Origin of the sequence: Streptomyces sp. NPDC006134 (assembly GCF_040628835.1) — a bacterium.
In the GTDB taxonomy this organism is placed as follows: domain Bacteria; phylum Actinomycetota; class Actinomycetes; order Streptomycetales; family Streptomycetaceae; genus Streptomyces.
The window spans coordinates 1-18,899 of the sequence record NZ_JBEXTV010000053.1 but is presented as its reverse complement, the minus strand read 5'-3'; the positions used below and the strand labels follow the sequence as shown (position 1 = coordinate 18,899).

Genomic DNA, 18,899 nt, shown 5'->3' with positions numbered 1-18,899 from the left:
TCACCGTGCGGACGCCCCCGCGCCCCCGGCGGCGCGTTCGCTCTCTCGACGCGGCACCTGCCGGCGGGCCCCCGCGAAGCGGGCGGGTCCGCGCCGGCCCGCGTGGCCCGCGCGCACGGCGCCCTCGCCGACGGCGCCGACGGGCGCGCCCCGTCCGCCGCCGTGGCACCGCGCCAGGAGTTCGTCCGGCTCCGGGACGAGGAACCCGCCCCCGTCCTGATGTGGATTCTCGCCCCGCGGCAGCGGGAAGAGCTGCTCACCGGTCGCGGCTTCACCGTCGAGGCGGTGGACCTGCTGCACGCACCGCAGGACCACGACCCGGTCGTGGTCCGGCTCGTCCGGGCACGGCGCCGGTCACGCCGAGGCGTTCACGGATCAGGGTGAGGACGCGCTCGCGGTGCGGGACGAGGTAGAAGTGACCGCCGTCGAAGCCGTACCCGTGGAAGGGGCCGGTGGTGCAGGCGGCCCAGGGGCGCATCAGGGGCTCGTCGGCGGTGGGGTCCTGTTCGCCCCACAGGGCCGTCAGGGGCAGGGTGAGCGGGGGTCGCCCGGCCGGCGGGCGGTGCGATTCGATGAGCTGGTAGTCGGCGCGCAGGACGCGCAGGAACAGTTCCCGCACCGCCGGGTCGTCGAAGAGGTCCATCGGGGTGCCGCCGTGCTCCCGCAGCGAGGCGAGGATCTCCTCGTCGCTGCGGGGCCGGGCCCGGCCGGTGGCCGGGTCCAGGGGGACGGGCTCCACGGTGGAGGGCGCGCGGCGGGCGGAGACGAACAGCGCGGACGGCTCGGGCCCGCCGACGAGGGCGGCCGCGGTCTCGTAGGCCAGCAGCGCGCCCATGCTGTGCCCGAACAGCGCCGTCGGGCGGCCGTCGTCGCCGTCGGCCAGCGCGGCGCACACCTCCGCGACCACGGCGTACGGGTCGGACACCGGTGGTTCGGCCATGCGCCGCTCCCGGCCCGCGTACTGGACGAGGGAGATCTCGACGTCGTCGACGGCGGTCCAGGAGTGGTAGTAGGAGGGACCGCCGCCCGCGTGGGGGAAGACGACCAGGCGGTGGGCGGCGTGCGGCAGCGGCCTGGGGGTCACGAGGATCACGCGGTGCCTCCGTCCGCCGGAGCCGCCGGGTCCGCCGCCGGGGAGTGCGGGCCGGCGGCGATCCGCCGCAGCGCCCGCAGGACGAGCTCGCCGAGGCGGGCGCCGGTACCGGCGTACGGGCTGTCGGCGCCGACGGTGACGGCGAGCGCCCGCCGGCCGTCCCGGGGCGAGCGGGTGATCTCCACCATCAGCGGGAAGCTGTGCCGGTCGGAGAACCACCAGTCGCGCGGGCGCACGCCCTTCAGCGCCCCCAGGCCGTCGAAGGTGTGGAAGTCGGTGTAGTTGAAGGCCACTTCGAACAGGCTGTGGCCCCGCCCCACGAGCTGCTGCATCGCGGCGAGCGGGAAGCGGCGGTACGGCTGCCGGTCGCGTTCGGCGGTGAACGCGGCGGCGGCCAGGTCCGCCCAGGTGCCGTCGGCCGTGAGGTGGACCGGCACCATGTTGAGCAGCAGGCCGAGCAGCCGGTCCGAACCGGGCTCCTCCAGGCGGCCGTTGACCTGCACTCCGGTCGTCGTACGGCCGCGGCCGGTGAGGTCGGCCAGCGCCCGGGCGTGCGCGGCGAGGAAGAGGCTCTTGGCGGGGAGTCCGAGCCGGGCCGCCGTCCGGTCGAGGGCGGTGTCGAGGTCTTCGGGCAGCGGGGCGTGGAAGGCGAACTCGTCCTCGGCGGGCCCGCCGGGCAGCACGGGCAGTTCGGCGGCCGGTCCCTCCCGGCGCAGCAGCTCCTCCCACCAGGCGCGGGCGGCGGGGTCGGCCTGGGCGGCCTGTTCGGCGGCGACGAAGTCGCGGTAGCGGGTGGCGGGCACCGGCGGCAGGACGGCCCGGCCGGCGCCGGTCAGTTCGCCGTCGTAGGCCAGGAGCAGCTCGGTGGTCAGGTGGGCCAGGCTCCAGCCGTCGAGGACGGCGTGGTGCACGGCGAGGGAGAGCTGGAAGCCGTCCGGGGCGCAGCGCAGGACGTGGCAGCGGACGAGCGGCGGGCGCGCCACGTCGAACGGGTCCGCCTTCTCCCGCTCCCACCAGGCCCGCAGCAGCCGTTCGCGGGCCTTGTCGTCCGGCTGCGCCGTGTGCTCCTCGACGGTCGGCGGAAGGGTGGCCGAGGCGTGCACGAGCTGCATCGGCTCGCGGAAGGCGCCCAGGTGGAAGGAGGTGCGCAGGATCTCGTGGCGCTCGCACATCACGGCCAGGGCGCGTTCCAGGGCGGCCCGGTCGAAGGGGCCGTCCAGGCGGACGCTGATCAGGTCGTGGTAGAGACCGGCGGTGTCGTCCTCGGCGTACTCGCACTCGAAGAGGATGGCGAGCTGCATCGCGGCGGTCGGGTAGGCGTCGGCGGTGCCCGCGGGCAGCGCGGCCGGGTCGAGGTCGGCGAGGGTGGTCGTGAGGACGGCCGGGGTGTCCGGAGTGTCCGGGGTGTCCGGGGTGCCGTCGGGGGCGGCACAGGCCGCGGCGAGTTCGGCGACCGTCGGGTGCAGGAAGATCTTCTCCACGGTGACGGGCAGGTTCGCCTCGCGGGCGCGGGCGCCCAGGCGTACGGCGCGCAGGGAGTCGCCGCCGAGGGCGAAGAAGTTGTCGTGGACGCCGAGGCCGGGGAGGCCGAGGACCTCGCACCAGAGGGCGGCGAGGGTGCGTTCGGCGGGGGTGCGCGGCGGGACCGGCGCGGTGCCGGAGCCGGAGTCGGTGCCGGAGTCGGTGCCGGGACCGGTGCGGAGGTCCTCGGGGGCGGGCAGCCGCTTCCGGTCGAGCTTGCCGTTGGCGGTGAGCGGGAGTTCCGGCAGCGGGACGAGGGCGGCCGGGAGCATGTGGGCGGGCAGCCGCTGTGCCAGCGCCTCACGGAGCCGTCCGGGGTCCGGGCTGTGGCCGGGGGCGGGCACCAGGTAGCCGACCAGGCGGGGCAGGCCGGGGGTGTCCTCGCGCAGGACGCAGGCGGCGGCGCGGACGCCGGGCCGGTCGAGCAGGGCCCGCTCGATCTCGCCGAGTTCGATGCGGAAGCCGTTCAGCTTCACCTGCTGGTCGGCGCGGCCCCGGTACTCCAGCTCGCCGTCCGGCAGCCGTACCGCGAGGTCGCCGGAGCGGTACAGCCGCTCCCCCGGCGCCCCGAACGGGTCGGGCACGAAGCGCTGCTCGGTCAGCTCCGGCCGGTTGAGGTAGCCGCGGGCCACGCCGGGGCCGCCGACGTACATCTCGCCCTCGGTACCGGGCGGCACCTCGTTCATGTTCTCGTCCAGCACGTACACCCGCAGGTCGGCGAGGGGCCGGCCGATGGGGCTGAGGGAGCCGGACAGGTCGGCCATCTCCAGCGGCCGGACGGTGACGTGCACGGTCGTCTCGGTGATGCCGTACATGTTGACCAGGCGGGGGCGGCGGATGCCGTAGCCGGCGACCCAGCCGCGCAGCGTCGCCGGGTCCAGTGCCTCGCCGCCGAAGACGACCGTGCGCAGGCCGAGCGGCGGGAAGCCGGTGTCCTCGGCCGCCGCGGCGAGCTGCCGGAAGGCGGTCGGGGTCTGGTTGAGCACGGTGACCCGCTGGTCGCGCAGCAGTTCCAGGAAGAGGTAGGGGTCACGGCTGGTCAGGTACGGCACCACGACCAGGCGCCCGCCGTACAGCAGCGGCCCCCACAGCTCCCACACCGAGAAGTCGAAGGCGATGGAGTGGAACAGGGTCCACACGTCCTCGCTGCCGAAGCCGAAGTCGGCCTCGGTGGCGGTGAACAGCCGGGTGACGTTGGCGTGGGTGACGACGACGCCCTTCGGCCTGCCGGTGGAGCCGGAGGTGTAGATGACGTACGCGGTGCTGCCGGGGCCGGCGCCGGAGTCGGGGGCGTGGTCGGGCTCGTCGTCGAGGGGGGCGTCGAGGCGGACGAGCGTACGCGTGCCGTCGAGCAGCGGGGCGCAGGTGTCCGCGTCGCCGAGGACCAGGCGGCAGTCGGCGTCGGCGAGGGTGTCGCACAGGCGGGCGGCCGGGTGGCGCGGGTCGAGGGGCAGGTAGCCGGCGCCCGACTTGAGGACGGCGAGGACGCCGACGACGAGGTCCACGGTCCGTTCGGCGCACAGGCCGACCAGGCGCTCGGGCCCCGCGCCGTGGGCGCGCAGCCGGTGCGCGAGCCGGTTGGCGGCGCGGTCGAGTTCGGCGTACGTGAGGCTGCGGGTGCCGTCGGTGACGGCGGTGGCGCCGGGGTGGCGGGCGGCGGTCTCGGCGAAGATCTCGTGCAGGCAGCGGGGGTGCCGGCCGACGGTGGCGCGGTCCGGTACGGCGGGTGCGGCGGTGTCCTCCTCCGGTGCCGCGCGCACCGCCGTCCGGAGGATCTCCAGGTACCGTCCGAGCATCCGCTCCGCCCGCTCCTCGGTGAACAGGTCGGTGGCGTACTCGGCCGTCACCTCCCATTCCCCGCCGTCCTCGTGCACCTCCAGCGTCAGGTCGAACTTGGCCGTGCCGTTGTCCACCGGCAGCGGTTCGGCCCGCACTCCGTCGAGGTGCGCGTACGGGCGGCGCCGGCCCTGGTAGGCGAGGGCCACCTGGGTGAGCGGGGTGCGGGACAGGTCGCCGGCCGGGGCCAGTTCGGCGGCGAGCCGGTCGAAGGGCACGTACTGGGTGTCCACCGCGTCGAGGACGGCGGCGTGCGCCTGCGTCACCAGGTGCCGGAAGTGGCGGGGTTCCGGGCGCGGCCGCAGCCGGACGGGCACCGTCGTGGCGAAGAACCCGGCGACGTCCTCCAGGGCCGGGTCGGGGCGGCCGTCCACGGGCGTGGCGACCAGCAGGTCGTCCCGGCCGGTGAGTTCGGCCAGCAGCACCCCGCAGGCGGCCAGGGCGACCGCGGAGGGGGTGGTGCGGGTGGCGGCGGCCAGGTCGCGGACCGCCGTGAGCAGGCCGTCGCGGGTGCGCCGGGTGATGCGGCGGCCGCGGTGGGTGCGGACCCGGGGGCGCGGCCGGTCGGCGGGCAGGTCGAGGGTGACGGGGGCGCCGGCGAGCCGGGCGCGCCAGTGGTCGAGGAGGCGTACGGCGTCCAGGCCGGCCGCCCAGTGGGCGTAGTCCCGGTAGGACAGCGGAAGGCCGGGCGGCTCGGTGTCCGGGGCGGCGCCGGTGCGGTGGCGGTAGGCGCGGGCGAGGTCCTGGTCGAGGACGTCCAGGGTGCGGCCGTCGGCCACCAGGTGCGGCAGGACCAGCACCATCAGGTGGTCGTCGGCGGCCAGGCGGAACAGGGCGAGGCGGACCAGGGGCGCCGTGCCGAGGTCGATGTGCGCGGCGGCGAGCGACTCCGCGCGGCGTACGGCCTCCCCGTAGGGGTCCGGGTGGCCGCTCAGGTCGGTGAACACCGGCTCCGGCCGGGTCTGTGTCACCCGGGCGCGCGGCTCGCCTCCGTCCAGGGTGAAGACGGTGCGCAGCTGCTCGTGCCGGTCCGCGACGTCGGCCCAGGCGGCCCGGAGGGCGGCCGGGTCCAGGGGGCCGCGCAGGCGGGTGAGGGCGGGCACGTTGTACGCGGTGCCCGCGGCCGGGCTGAGGTGGTCCAGGAACCACAGGCGGCGCTGGCCCGGCGCGAGGAGCGGCTCCCCGCCGGGGGCGGGGGTCACCGGGGGCAGGTCCGCGGCCGTGTCGCGCGGCCGGCCGGCGAGCAGGCGGGCCAGGCCGGCCACGGTGCCGCAGTCGAACAGTTCGGCCACGGTCAGCGCGACTCCCAGGCGGGTGCGGACCCGGGCGGCGATCCGGGCGGCCTGGAGGGAGTTGCCGCCCAGGGCGGTGAAGCCGGCCTCCGCGTCGACCGGGCCGGTGCCGAGCACCTCGCCCCACAGCCGGGCCAGTTCGGCCCGCAGCGCGGCCTGCCGTTCCGTCGGGGTGTCCGCTGCGGAGCCGGATGCGCCCTGTATCTCGGTGGACATTGACTGCACTCCTGGGTTCTGCGAAGCGAGGTTTCGGCGGGTTGTGCCGGGTGGCGGATCGTGCCGGGCGGTGGGTCAGACGGCCTGGCCGGTGGGCCGGACCACGACGGTGTTGACGTCCACTCCGGCGGGCTGGAGCACGGCCCAGACGACCGAGTCCGCGATCTGCTCGGCCGTGAGGTTGAGGCCCTCGGGGGCGCCGCCGGCCTCGTCCCAGAACGCGGTCTCCACCCGGCCCGGAGCGATCAGGGTGACGCCGACGCCGTCACCGGTGACCATGCGCCGGGTGTTCTCGGCCAGGCCGGTCACCGCCCACTTGGTGGCGCCGTAGATGTTGCCGGGGGTGTAGACGACGCCGGCGACGCTGCCGATCAGCACGATCCGCCCGCGGGACTCCTTCAGCGCCGGCAGCGCGTGGTGGATCAGCAGCGCCGGGCCGAGCACGTTGGTGAGGACCATGTCGCGCCACCCGGCGGGGTCGCCGTCGGCGAGCGAGTCGTGGGTGGCGTACCCGGCGTTGGCGACCACGGTGTCCAGCCGGCCGAAGGTTTCCACGGTGCGGTGCACGGCGGCGGCGACCGCCTCGTGGTCGGCGGCGTCCCCCGGGATCGTCAGGAGGGTGTCCGGCTTCGCGCCGGTCTCCTCGGCGAACTTCTCCAGCCGGCCGGCGCCGCGCCCGGTGACCGCGACCCGGTGGCCCTCGGCCAGCAGCCGCCGCGCGGTGGCCGCGCCGATGCCGCTGGAACCGCCGGTGATCAGCGCCACGGGGGATGCGTTGCTCATGGTGTAGTGCTCCTGCTCTGGTGTGCTGTGTTTCGGTGTGCTGTGTTCCGGCACCCCGTGGTGTGGTGTGCCGTGATCCTGCGTTCCTGCGTGCCGTGTTCCGGTGCGCCGGAGGGCGGCGGCGGGTCAGCGGCCCTCGCCCGGGAGGCCGTACGGAACACCGCGCGGCAGCTTCCCGGCGATCCGGACGGGCAGCCGCTCCAGCCCCCGGCTTATGGAACTGTCCGCGATCCAGGTGAGTTTCTCCGGCGGCACCGCCGGCTCCAGCCGGGGCACGCGGCGCAGCAGCGTCTCGAAGGCGATGCGGCCCTCCAGCCGGGCGAGCGGGGCACCGGCGCAGAAGTGCGGGCCGTGCCCGAAGGTGAGGTGGCGGTTGGGAGAGCGGGTGATGTCGAAGCGGTCCGGGTCGGGGAAGACGGCGGGATCGCGGTTGGCGGCGGAGACCGACAGGTGGACGAAGCTGCCCTTGGGTATCGGCTGCCCGCCGAGGGTGAGGTCCTCGGCGGCGGTGCGCAGGGTGCCCCGGTCCACCGAGCCCTCGTAGCGCAGGAACTCCTCGATCGCGGAATCGGTCAGCTCGGGCCTGGAGCGGAGCAGTTCGAGCTGGTCGGGGTGGGTGAGCAGGGCCCAGACCCCGTTGCCGACGAGGTTGGCGGTGGTCTTGTGGCCGGCGATGACCAGGAAGATGGCCGTGGAGACGAGTTCCTCGTCGGTGAACATGCCGTCCTCGTCGGCGGCCCGCACCAGGTCGCCGAGGAGGTCCTCCCGGGGTTCGGCGCGGCGCCGGGCGAGCACGCCGGTGAAGTACTCCACCACCTCGTCGTTGACCCGCTTGCGCTCGCGCGCCGCCTCGCCCTCCTGGCTGGGGTCCTGGCTGAGGACCTTGCCCCACCGGGTGAACAGGTCCCGGTCCTCGTACGGCACGCCCAGGAACGCGCAGATCACCATGAGCGGCAGCGGCAGCGCGAACTCCTCCAGCAGGTCGAACTCGCCCGACTCCGGGAAGGCGTCGATGAGTTCGTCGGTGATCTCCTGGACCTGCGGCCGCAGCAGTTCCATGCGGCGCGGCAGGAAGGCGCGGCTGACCAGCTTGCGCAGCCGGGTGTGCTCGGGCGGGTCGGCGAGCAGCATGTTCCGGGTGAGCACCGAGCTGTTGCTCACGGTCTGCTCGCGGAACCAGGCGGGCGCCTTCTCCAGGGTCTTGGAGATGCGGGGGTCGCCGAAGGCGCGCGTCACGGCGTCGTGGCCGACGACGATGTACGCGTGGTCCGCGGCGCCGGCCGGGAAGTCGACGGGATGCACCGGGCAGCGCTCGCGCAGGCGCGCGGCGGCCGTGTGCGGGTCGGCTCCCGGGCAGGTGACGAACTCCGTGGGGACGACCGGGGCGTCCGGGACGGCGGGGGGTTCGGGATGGCCGGGCACGTGTCACTCCTTGATGGGCGGGGCGGGCGGAAGGGCGGGGCGGCGGTTTCGGCGTTCAGGGGGCCCGGTCCGGGGCGGCGCGGCCGTCCATCTCGTCGGGGGCCGGCAACCGCCGGATGAGCCGGGTGAGGGTGGGCAGGGCGGCCAGCGACGACACCGCCGCCATGAAGGCGAAGACCCAGATCGGGCCGCCCGTGTCGAAGATCGCCCCGATGGCGAGGATGCCGAGCGGCTGAGCGCCGTAGGACAGGAACGTCACGGCGCCCATCACCCGGCCCTGGAGCCGGTCGGGGACGAGGACGGCGACATAGGCGAAGAACAGGGCGTTGACGATCGGGCCGCGCAGGAAGACGCAGCCGAGGATCACGCCCAGGGGAAGCACCCCCGGCACCGTCATCAGCAGGACCGCGGCCACCGGTCCCAGCCAGGCCGCGGCGAGGAACAGGGTCGCCGGGCGCAGCTTCCTGAGGGCCCAGGAGGCGAGGACCGCGCCCACCAGGCCGCCGGCTCCGGCGATGCTCAGCATCGTGCCGACGGCCGCTTCCGAGGCGCCGCGCTCCTGGCCGGTGGCGATCAGCGCGAGGAAGGCCCCGGTGTGGTTGAAGGCCATGTTGGAGCCCATGATCCACACGATCCAGATGAGCAGCACCGGCGTGCGGGCGATGAACCGGAAGCCCTCCGCGGGCCGCATCCGCTCGGCGTTGCCGGTCGGCGCGGCCTGCAGGGGCCTGCGGATGAACAGCAGGGCGGCGGCCGAGCAGACGAAGGTCAGCGCGGTGGCGAGGAACGGCAGGCTGCGGGCGATCCCGAACAGGGAGCTGCCGATGGGCGCGCCGGCCACGGTGGCGCCGAGCGGCCGGATCTGGTTCTGCGCGGTCGCCTTCGTCAGCTGTGCCGGTGGCACGACCTGTTTGATCGCGGCGAGCGCGGGCGGCTCGGACAGGCCCAGGCACAGCGCCGAGCCGACGACCAGCGCGAACACCACCGGCACGCTCGCCCGGCCGGTGGCGACCAGCACGCTGAAGACGATGAGCAGCAGGGCCCTGACACCGTCGCAGGCCAGCAGCAGCCGGCGCCGGTCCATGCGGTCGGCGAGCGTGCCGCCCGCGATCGAGGCGGCCCCGGCGGTCAGCAGCTGCACGGCTCCGACGGCACCCGCGTACGTGGCCTTGCCGCTGATCGCCAGGATCAGCAGCGGATACGCCACCTCGGCGGACTCCTTGCCGATGGAGGCGAGGAAGCGGCTGATCCACAGCGCCTGGAAGTCGCGGTTGCGGATGAGCGGCACGTCCCCGGGAGGACCGGGGGGCTGCTCCTGCCCGGCGGGAGAGGCGGGCGTGGGGGGTTCTTCGAGGGGTTTCACGGGTGTCACTCGTCTCCTGCCGTGCCACGGTCACCGGATGCGCCGGATGGTTCGAAGTCCGCGAGGACCGCGCCCAACGCGTCGGCGAGCCCGCGCGCGTGCGGCTCGGCCAGCATCGACCAGTGGTCCCCGGCCACCGGCCGCACCTCCAGGCGCGGGTAGAGCGGGGTGAGCGCCCGTCGCAGCCGGGCCGCCGTGGCGGGGGTGGCCCCGGCCTTCAGCAGGACGGCCGGGCAGGGCACGGGCCGGGGCCGGTAGCGCAGCAGCGCGCCGATCCGGGCGAGGAAGACGCGGCGCAGGGCCGGGGCGCGGCGCAGCTTCGCGCCGAGGACGCCGGTGCCGAGGACCGCGTCGGCCTGGAGGCGCAGCTGGGCCGCGAGGAACGCCGGATCGGCGCCGGCCGGCAGGCCCCCGCGGCCGGGGGCGTACCCGTCCAGGCAGAGCAGGACGTCGACCCGGGCGCCCGCGCGCGTGAGCTGCCGTGCCATCTCGTGGGCGACCACGGCCCCGAACGACCACCCGCCCAGGGTGTAGGGCCCCTCCGCCTGCACCGCCCGCAGCGCCGTGAGGTGCCGGGCGGCGATCTGCTCGACCCGCGCCCCGGCGGGCGCGTCGCTCTCCAGGCCGTACAGCGGCCGCGCGGTGTCGGTCAGGGCGGCGAGGGTGCGGTATCCGCCGGTGCTGTCCAGGGAGTCGGCGGCCAGGAAGACGGGCCGTCCGGTGCCCCGGCGCAGTGGTACGACACCGGGTGGCAGGGACCGGTCGGCGGCTCGTTCCACGAGGCCGAGGAGCCGGCCGAAGGTCGGGCCGGCCAGGAAGTCGGCGACCGGCACGGCGGCCGAGGTGTGCCGGCGTACGGCGCCCATCAGGCCGACCGCCATCAGCGACTCCCCGCCGAGGGCGAGGAAGTCGTCCCCGTCGGCGGCGGAGGCGACGCCGAGCGCCTCGCACCACAGGCGTTCCAGCGTGGCGCGCAGGGACGTGGACGGTCCGGGCCGGGGGCCGGGCCGGCGGGGAGCCGGCGCGGGGGTGCCGGCCGGCTCGGGTCCGTGGGGCTGCCCGGACCCATAGGGCTGCCCGGACCCGCGGGGTGAGTGGGGTCCGCCGGCGGCGGCCGGCCGGTCGGGTTCCCGCGCCTGGAAGGGGTGTCCGGGCAGCGAGCAGCGCGACGGCCGCGGCTCGCCGGCCAGTTCGGCCGGGTCGAGCGGGGCCCCGCGCTCCCACAGGGTGCCCAGCGCCCGCAGCAGCGCCCGGTCGCCGCCGGTGGCGTCACCGCCGAGCAGCGGTACGGCGGCGTGCTCCGGGTCCCACGCGGGGTGCCGGCGCAGCGCCCCGGACATGGAGGTGCCCGGGCCCAGCTCGACGTAGGTGTCGCAGCCGTCGGCGAGCAGGGTGCCCAGGCAGTCCTCCAGGCGGACGGTGCCGCGCAGCTGGGCCGCCCAGTGGCCGGGGGTGCGCAGGTGCTCCGGGTCGGCCCAGGTGCCGGACGCGTTGGCCACCACGGGCACGGTGGCGGCCCGGCCCGGGACCGCGGCGACGGCCTGGCGCAGGGCGGGCAGGGCCTGCTCCATGGCGGCCGAGTGGAAGGCGCGGCCCACGTCGAGGAGGCGCACGTCGAGGCCGTCGAGGGCGTCGCCGGCGAGCAGCGCGTCCATGGCGGCGCGCGGCCCGGACAGGACGGTGCGCCCCGGTCCGGCGACCGCGACCTCGACGCCGCCGTGCTCCTCGCCGAGCCGGGCGGCGAGTTCGGCGGCCGGGGCGGACACGGAGGCCATCCGGCCGGGCTCGGTGTCCCGCATGGCGCGGGCGCGGGTGTGCACCAGGCGCGCCGCCTCCTGCGGGGTCCACACCCCGGCGAGCACCGCGGCCGTGTACTCGCCGATGCTGTTGCCGAGGAGTGCGGCGGGGGCGACGCCCAGGTCCGTCAGGCTGCGGCCGAGGGCGTGGCCGAGCGCGAGCAGTCCGAGCTGCTGGTGCACGGTGTCCTCGAACCAGCCCTCCGTCGCCCGCTCCGGCAGGACCACCGGCGTCAGATCGACGCCGCACACGTCCCGTACGGTCTCGGTCCAGGCGTCGAAGGCGGCTTTGAAGCCGGGCAGCAGCCGGTACGGGGCGGCTCCGGCCGCGGCGGTGAGCGTGCCCTGGCCCGGCAGCAGGAAGGCGACCCGCTTGAGGGTGCCGGGCGCGGGCGGCGGCGCGGTGCGCAGGGCGCGGGCGGCGTCCTCGGCGCCGTCGGCGACGACGGCCTGGCGCCGGGGGCGGCGGGGCCGGTCGGCGAGGGTGCGGGCGGCCTCGGCGAGCGAGGTCGCGGGGTGCCGGTCGAAGTGGCCGGCCAACTCCTCGCGCAGTCCCTCCAGGCCCTCGGGCGAGGCGCCGGTCAGGGCGAGCAGGTGCGCGCCGCTCCGGGGGCGCGGCCGGGTCCGTACCGGTGAACCGGCGAGCACCACGTGGGCGTTGGTGCCGCCGACGCCGAAGGAGCTGACCGCCGCGATCCGGGTGCCGTTCCGCTCCGGCCAGGGCCCCGGCTCGGCGCAGACCCGGAACGGCGTCTCCTCCAGCTTGAGCAGCGGGTTGGGCCGCCGGTAGTGGAGGGTGGGCACCAGCTCGCCGTGTTCCATCATCAGCAGCGTCTTGATCAGCCCGGCGACGCCGGAGGCGGACCCGGTGTGCCCGATGTTGCTCTTGACGGCGCCGATCCAGCAGGTGCCGACGGCGTCGGTGGCGGTGCGGAAGGCGTCGGTGAGCGCCTGGAGTTCGACCGGGTCGCCCATCCTGGTCCCGGTGCCGTGCGCCTCGACGTAGGTGATGTCCGCCGGGTCGACGCCGGCGGTCTTCTGCGCCAGCAGGACGGCGTCCCGCTGCCCGGACAGGGACGGCGCCGTGTAGCCGATCTTGTCGCCGCCGTCGTTGTTGAGGGCGGTGCCGAGCAGCACCCCCGCGATGCGGTCGCCGTCGCGCAGCGCGTCCTCCAGGCGCTTGAGCACGACGATGCCGACGCCCTCGCCGGGGACCGTCCCGGCGGCCCGCTCGTCGAAGGGGCGGCAGTGGCCGTCGGGCGAGAGGATGCCGCCTTCCTGGTGGAGGTAGCCCCACTCGCCGTGCGGCGTCAGCGACACCCCGCCGGCCAGCGCGGCGTCGCACTCGTAGGCGAGCAGACCCTGGACGGCGGTGTGCACCGCGGTCAGCGAGGTGGAGCAGGCCGTCTGCACGGTGACGGCCGGTCCGCGCAGGCCCAGTTTGTACGCGGCCCGGGTGGTCAGGAAGTCCGGCCGCCGCCCGATCATCTGGGCCAGCGGGTCCACGTCCGTCCGCTCCGGCAGGGTGGGTCCCTCGCTCCCCGCGTACACGCCGATCCAGCCGGGGAAGCGCTCCGGGTCGAGCGCCGCGTCGTCCAGGGCCGTGGCCGCGCACTCCAGGAAGACGCGGTGCTGCGGGTCGAGCAGGGCCGCCTCGGCGCGGCTGTAGCCGAAGTACGTCCAGTCGAAGTGCCGCGACCCGGCCAGTACGCCGCGCGCGGGGACGTAGTCCGGGTCCCGGACCAGGTCGGGGTCGGCTCCGGCCCGCACCAGGTCCTCCCGCCGGAACCGGGTGATGCCCTCGGTCCCGGACCGCAGTGCCTGCCAGTAGCGGCGCACGTCCGGTGCCCCCGGGTAGCGGCAGGCCATGCCGACCACGGCGACGGCGCCCTCGTCGCCGGGTGTGCTCGCGGTGCTCACGCGCGCCCTCCCGTGCTGTGGCGGCGGGCACGCCGCCGGGCGGCGACCCGTGCGTCCAGGTCCGTCGCCGCGGGCGGTGCCGGCCGGGTGTGCGGCTGCGCGGCCATGCGGGCCATCGCCCGGACGGTGGTGTTCTCGAACAGCCGCTGGATCGGCAGGTCGGTGCCGAAGGCGCGGCACAGCTCGGCGTGCAGGGTGACCAGCTTCAGGGAGGTGCCGCCGCGGTCGAAGAAGTTGTCCTCGGGCCGCAGGGCGTCGGGGGTGTCCAGGCCGAGGACGGCGGCCCACAGGGCGGCGACGCGCCGCTCGGCACCGTCGTCGGCGCCCGTCTGCGGTGCGGCGGTGTCCGCCGGGCCCGCCCCGGCCCCGGTGCGGGGCGCGGCGTCGGCGGCGGCCGGCCGCGGGGGGAGGGAGGCGGCGAGGCCGTGCACGCTCACCGCCGCGTCGCCGTCCGCGCCCGCCACGAACCCGGCCAGGAACTCCGGGTAGGCCCGCCCCAGCTCCCGCGCCTGCCCGGCCGACAGGCGGTCCCCCCGGTACAGGAGTTCCCCGCTCATGCGGTCGCCGGTCACCGTCAGCCCCACGGTCAGGGCGAACTTCCCGGTCGTCGCCGTCCCGTCCGCGTCCGTGACCGGCAGCAGCGCGCAGCCGCCGATCCGCGGCGGGGTGGCGGGGCGCACCTGCGGGGCGAGGACCACGTCGAGGTAGGGCGTGCCGCCCGCCGTGCGGGGCGGGTTGAGGGCCTCCACCACCGCGCCGAACGGCACGTGCCGGTCCTCCAGGGCGTCCAGCACCCCGTCCCGGACCGTTTCGAGCAGCTCGGTCACCGTGGTGCCGGCGGTGCAGCGGGAGCGTACGACGACCGTGTTCAGGCAGGGCCCGAGCACCCGGGCGAAGGTGTCGCCCTCCCGCGTGTCCGCGGGGAAGCCGAAGGTCAGTTCCTCGGCCCCGGTCCAGCGGTGCAGCAGCCCGGCGAGTGCCGCGGCGGCCACCATGAACCAGGACATGCCGAGCCGTTCCTGCACCGGCCGCATCCGGTGCAGCAGGCCGGCGGGCAGCTCCAGCGGCACCCTGCCGTGCGGGCCGGCCTCCCGGGGGGCGGCCAGTTCCAGCCGGCTGGGGGCGCCGCGCAGCCGCTGCGTCCAGCGGGCCAGTCCCTCGGGGTCCGGCCGCTCGGTGGCGGCGACCAGCTCCCGGTACTGCGGTCCGCCGCGTTCACCGCCGTGTCCCTCGTACTCCTGCCGCAGGTCTTCCAGGAGCACCGGCAGCGACGAGACGTCGAAGACGATGTGGTGCACCGTCAGGGTCAGGATCTGCCCGTCGGGGCCGTCGATGAGACCGGCCCGCAGCAGCGGTCCGCCGGTCAGGTCGAAGGGCCGGCCGGCCGTGTCCCGCAGCAGTGCGCCGAGCTGTTCCCGGCCGGCGCAGCTCTCCTGGCGGACCTCCGGGCGCCAGGGCCGCCCGATGAGCTGGCGCAGCCCGTCCGGCCGCTGGGCGAAGGTGGTGCGCAGGGCCTCGTGCCGCGCCACCACCCGTTCGAGCGCGGCGGCCAGGCGCTGAGCGTCGAGACGGCCCTCGACCCGCCAGGCGAAGGGGACGTTGTACAGGCCGGGCTGCGGGTCCAGGCTCTGGGCGAGCCAGATCTGCTGCTGGAACGCGGAGGCCGGGCTCTCCTCGGGTGCCGGGGCGGCGGGCGCGGCCGGGGCGGTCCCGTTCCCCTGGGTCTGCGCGTCGATGTGCGCGGCCAGGTCGGCGAGGACCGGCAGCCGGAACAGGTCGCGCAGCCGCAGCCGGGCGCCGAGGCGTTCCCGGATGCGAGCGACCAGGGTGACGCCGCGCAGGGAGTGGCCGCCGAGGTCCCAGAACGAGGCGTCGCGGGAGGTCACCGGCGTGTCGAGGAGGTCGGACCACATCTCGGCCAGGAGCCGTTCGGTGGGGGTGCGCAGGTCCGTGGCCGTCTGCCGCCCGGCGCGTTCCTGAGGCCGGCCGAGGAGTTCGAGCATGCGGGACCGGTCCGCCTTGCCGGTGGAGCCGATGGGCAGTTCGTCGAGGACCAGCCAGCGGGCCGGCACCATGTAGTCCGGCAGGCGCTCGGACAGCCGTGCCGACAGCGCGGCGGGCAGGTCCTCGGGGGCGGCCGGGCAGGACGTGTCGGGCAGGACGCAGCCCGCGAGGGTGCCCTCGTCCACCTTCTCCACGAACGCGGCCTCGACCAGGCCGGTGGCGACCGCGGCCCGCTCGATCTCCTCCAGCTCGATCCGGAAGCCGCGCAGCTTCACCTGCCGGTCGCGCCGGCCCAGCATCTCCAGCTCGCCGTCGGGCAGCAGCCGTACCAGGTCGCCGGTGCGGTAGATCCGCTCGCCGGTGCGGGGTTCGGTGACGAAGCGCTCGGCGGTCAGGTCGTCGCGGTGGAGGTAGCCCAGTGCCACTCCGGGGCCGCCCAGGCACAGTTCGCCCGGTTCGCCGGGGGCGACCGGCGCGAGTTCGTCGTCGAGGACGTGGGCCGTGGTCTGCTGCAGCGGCCGGCCGATGGGGACGCGTTCCCGCCCGGCGAGGGTCGTCCCGGTGCACAGGAACCAGGTGGCGAACGCGGTCGCCTCGGTGGGGCCGTATCCGTTGACCAGCCGCTCGGGCGGTCCGGCGGCCAGCACCCGCCGGGCCGCGGCCAGGTCGAGCTGTTCGCCGCCGACGACGAGGGTGCGCAGGGAGGAGAAGGCGTCGGGCTGTTCCCAGGCGGCCGTGTGGAACAGCGAGGTGGTCAGGAACATCACCGCGATCCGCTGGTCGCGCACCAGCGCGATCCACTCGTCCAGGGCCAGCTCGGTGACGGTCGGCAGCGGCACCACGGTGCCGCCCGCGCACAGCGTGGACCAGATCTCGCACGTCGTCACGTCGAAGGCCGGGTTGCAGGTGCCCGCCACCCGGTCACCGGGCTCGATCGGGCAGTACTCCGCGCCCTCCACCAGCCGCAGGACCGCCCGGTGCGGTACGGCCACGCCCTTGGGCCGCCCGGTCGAGCCGGAGGTGTAGGTCACGTAGAGCGGGTCCTCGCCGCCCGCGCCGGCCGGCGGTGCGGGCGTGTCGCCGCCGTCCGCCGTCCGGTCCGCGCGCAGCACCGGCACCCCGGCCGGGATGCGGCTCTCGGCCCCGGCCACCGCGGCGACGGCACCGGACTCGGCGAGCACGTCCGCCACCCGCTCGGCCGGCGCCTGGAGGTCGAGCGGCAGGTAGGCGGCGCCCGAGCGGGCGATCCCGAGGAACGCCACCACCAGCTCGGCCGACCGGCGCAGGTCCACGGCGACCAGGTCGCCGCGGCCGATGCCGCGGGCGGCGAGCTCCCCGGCGAGCGCTCCGGCCCGCCGCCACAGCTCGGCGTAGGTCAGTGAGGTGCCGGCCACCGGGTCGTGCACGGCGGGCGCGTCGGGCCGCCGCCGCACCCAGCGCTCCACCAGCGCGGGCACACTGCCGTGACCGGCCAGGCGGGCCCGGTCGATCTTCCCGTTGGCGGTGAGCGGGAGGGAGGGCAGGAAGACCAGCTCGTCGGGGACGAGGTACGACGGCAGTTGTGCCTCCAGGTCGTGCCGCACGGCCGCCGCGTCGGCTCCCGCCGCGTGCGCCGGTACGGCGTAGGCGAGGATCCGCCCGCCGCCCGACGGGTCCTTCTCCACCGTCACGGCCGCCTGCGCCACCGCGGGGTGCCGCACGAGCGCGGCCTCGGTCTCGCCGGGCTCGATCCGGAAACCGTTGATCTTCACCTGGCGGTCGGCGCGGCCCACGTAGTGCAGGACGCCGTCCGCGTCCCGGCGGGCCAGGTCGCCGGTGGCGTACATCCGCTCCCCGGGCGCGCCGAAGGGGTCCGGCAGGAAGCGTTCCCGGGTCAGCTCCTCGCGGCCCTCGTACCCGGCGGCCACGTGGGCGCCGGCCACGTACAGCTGCCCGACCTCGCCGTCGGGGACGGGGCGCAGGCCGTCGTCGAGGAGGTGGACGCGGGTGTGGTCCATCGGGCGGCCGATGGGGATGTCCTCACCCACCGGCGGGCCGGGGTGGATGCGGTGGCGGGTGGCGAAGGTGGTCGTCTCGGTGGGGCCGTACCCGTTGTAGAGGGTGATGCCGGGGCAGGCCGCCACGACCTGCCGCACCGCGTGCGCGGGGACGACGTCACCGCCGACCCACACCTCCTTCGCCCCCCGCAGGCAGCCCGGGTCGCCCGCGGCGAGCGCGCCGAACAGTCCCGCCGTCAGCCACAGCGCCGTGACGCGTCCGCTCTCCAGCAGCCGGCGCAGCAGGACCGCGTTGACCTCCTCCGGGGCCACGACGACCCGGCCGCCCGACAGCAGCGGCACCCACAGCTCGTAGGTGGAGGCGTCGAAGGCGTGCGGTGAGTGGAAGAGCACCCGCTCGTGCGCCCCGCCGCGCCAGACCCGGTCCGAGGCGAGCGCCATGACGTTGCGGTGGGTGACCCGTACGCCCTTGGGGACACCGGTCGATCCTGACGTATGCATGACATACAACAGGTCGTCGGGGCCGGGCCCGGCGGCGGGCAGCACGCCCTGGTCCCCGCCCGCGCCCGCGGGCAGCCCGTCCGGGCGCACCCGCACGGTGCGCCGCCCCCGCGCCACCGGATGCCCCCGGGTGCCGTCGTCTACGACCAGCACCGCGCAGCGGGTCCTGTCCGCCATGCCGCGCAGCCGGGCCTCGGGGGAACGGGTGTCCAGTGGGACGTAGGCCGCGCCCGTCCTGGCCACGGCGAGCAGGGTGACCACCACGGCGGCGGAACGCTCCAGGAGGACACCGACCCGTCCCCCCGGGGCCGCCCCGGCCCCGGCGAGCAGCCGGGCGAGCCGGTCGGCCCGTTCGTTCAGCTCCGCGTAGGAGAGGGATTCCTCCCCGTGTTCCACCGCGACCGCTTCCGGGGACTGCGCGACCTGCTTCTCGAAAGCTTCAGGAAGTCCGCATTCCGGAAGCGGAATCGCATCCTCATCCCGCTCTCTCAGCTCTTCCATGGGGAAGCCCTTCAGATGGAAAGCGCACGGCAGACCCGCACCCGGGCCACGACGTGGCCCGGCGCACGGGAAACCGGCCGCACGTGACGGTCAACAAGGACAGGAAATACGCGCGTCACATGACGCGGAGGAAAACGGGTGAAGACGCGGTGGCCTACGGAATTCCCACGCTCGCGTGGTGCCTGGTACGGACGCTTCCCACGTCCGTGTCGCGGCGACCGCCGTCACGGCCCCTGCCGGGGCCGGCCTCGGGAAGCCCCGCCCCGACGGTCGCGCCACGCGCCGAACCGGCCGAACTCACCGGCAGCCCCTCCCCTTGCCACCCAGCCGCATCACCGTACGAAGATCAAACAACGGTTACCGAACCTAAATATTGCGCTGCCCAGGCACAAGACACGCAGGCCAATCCGGCTGGAACCCACCCCTCCCTCGTTCCTGCGGAAATACGGCGTGACCTGCCCTGATGCCGCACGTCCCACGCCGTGCGGGCGCCTTGCCCGGACGGTCTCTCAGGGCTGAAATCTTTCGGCTCCGGCGACGCGTGAGCCGCGCAGGGGCGGGAGACGGAACGGCAGGGGGCCCGTGGCGCCGTTCACGCCACAGGCCCCCTGCCGACGCCCGGCCGGGGGTGGGGCGGTGCCCACCGCCCCCCCC

The 18,899-nt window shown here is 75.8% G+C and carries 8 protein-coding genes; all 8 read right to left on the bottom strand.

All coding sequences use genetic code 11. The annotated features are described in order from the left end of the window. Positions 1–300 (bottom strand): hypothetical protein, encoded by a 300-nt coding sequence (locus ABZ340_RS28335; protein WP_358784673.1) that lies wholly within the window; start codon positions 298–300, stop codon positions 1–3. Continuing rightward, the gene (locus tag ABZ340_RS28330; RefSeq protein ID WP_358784672.1) at positions 272–1,093 is read right to left on the bottom strand and encodes an alpha/beta fold hydrolase; all 822 of its coding nucleotides are present in this window, start codon (positions 1,091–1,093) and stop codon (positions 272–274) included. The genes ABZ340_RS28335 and ABZ340_RS28330 overlap by 29 nt, the downstream gene beginning before the upstream one ends. Further along, on the bottom strand, positions 1,090–5,958 hold the full coding sequence (locus tag ABZ340_RS28325; RefSeq protein ID WP_358784671.1) for an amino acid adenylation domain-containing protein: 4,869 nt from the start codon (positions 5,956–5,958) through the stop codon (positions 1,090–1,092). The genes ABZ340_RS28330 and ABZ340_RS28325 overlap by 4 nt, the downstream gene beginning before the upstream one ends. Before the next feature lie 75 nt (positions 5,959–6,033). Further along, on the bottom strand, positions 6,034–6,741 hold the full coding sequence (locus ABZ340_RS28320) for an SDR family oxidoreductase (RefSeq protein WP_358784670.1): 708 nt from the start codon (positions 6,739–6,741) through the stop codon (positions 6,034–6,036). A gap of 126 nt (positions 6,742–6,867) precedes the next feature. Further along, entirely contained in the window at positions 6,868–8,163 is a 1,296-nt protein-coding gene (locus tag ABZ340_RS28315) for a cytochrome P450 (protein ID WP_358784669.1), read from the bottom strand. A gap of 55 nt (positions 8,164–8,218) precedes the next feature. Then, positions 8,219–9,526, bottom strand: coding sequence for an MFS transporter (locus ABZ340_RS28310; RefSeq protein WP_358784668.1), 1,308 nt, complete (start codon positions 9,524–9,526; stop codon positions 8,219–8,221). A 5-nt stretch (positions 9,527–9,531) separates the two neighbouring features. Beyond that, the gene (locus ABZ340_RS28305; RefSeq protein WP_358784667.1) at positions 9,532–13,242 is read right to left on the bottom strand and encodes a beta-ketoacyl synthase N-terminal-like domain-containing protein; all 3,711 of its coding nucleotides are present in this window, start codon (positions 13,240–13,242) and stop codon (positions 9,532–9,534) included. Then, the gene (locus ABZ340_RS28300) at positions 13,239–18,245 is read right to left on the bottom strand and encodes an amino acid adenylation domain-containing protein (protein WP_358784666.1); all 5,007 of its coding nucleotides are present in this window, start codon (positions 18,243–18,245) and stop codon (positions 13,239–13,241) included. The genes ABZ340_RS28305 and ABZ340_RS28300 overlap by 4 nt, the downstream gene beginning before the upstream one ends. Positions 18,246–18,899 lie beyond the last annotated feature (654 nt).

Coding starts and splice junctions, on each gene's coding strand:
- ABZ340_RS28325 (WP_358784671.1), bottom strand. CDS start 5,958: ATGTCCACCGAGATACAGGGCGCATCCGGCTCCGCAGCGGACACCCCG.
- ABZ340_RS28320 (WP_358784670.1), bottom strand. CDS start 6,741: ATGAGCAACGCATCCCCCGTGGCGCTGATCACCGGCGGTTCCAGCGGC.
- ABZ340_RS28300 (WP_358784666.1), bottom strand. CDS start 18,245: ATGGAAGAGCTGAGAGAGCGGGATGAGGATGCGATTCCGCTTCCGGAA.